Below are 569 nucleotides of genomic sequence, written 5' to 3' on the forward strand. Positions count from 1 at the left end.
CGCCCACCTGTGTCGGTTTGCGGTACGGTCTCGTATGACTGAAGCTTAGAGGCTTTTCTTGGAACCACTTCCGATTGCTTCATGCACAAGTGCACTCGTCTCAACCCCTTGAATTCCGCACCCGGATTTGCCTAAGTGCCTTCTATGAGCCAAAAACCAACTATTCCAACAGTTGGACAACCTTCCGCGATCCGTCCCCCCATCGCATCATACGACGGTGCAGGAATATTAACCTGCTTCCCATCAGCTACGCATCTCTGCCTCGCCTTAGGGGCCGACTCACCCTGCTCCGATGAACGTTGAACAGGAAACCTTGGGCTTACGGCGTGGAGGCTTTTCACCCCCATTATCGCTACTCATGTCAGCATTCGCACTTCTGATACCTCCAGCATCCTTTACAAGACACCTTCGCAGGCTTACAGAACGCTCTCCTACCATATCCAATAAAGGATATCCGCAGCTTCGGTGACTGGCTTAGCCCCGTTACATCTTCCGCGCAGGACGACTCGATCAGTGAGCTATTACGCTTTCTTTAAATGATGGCTGCTTCTAAGCCAACATCCTGACTG

1 rRNA gene is annotated in these 569 nt (G+C 51.8%); it reads right to left on the minus strand.

Going from position 1 to position 569, the window contains the following annotated elements:
* A 23S ribosomal RNA gene (locus ACP7EG_RS27710) occupies positions 1–569 on the minus strand; the annotation flags it as partial.

It is taken from the genome of Janthinobacterium sp. PSPC1-1 (genome assembly GCF_049897625.1).
GTDB lineage: Bacteria > Pseudomonadota > Gammaproteobacteria > Burkholderiales > Burkholderiaceae_D > Janthinobacterium > Janthinobacterium tructae.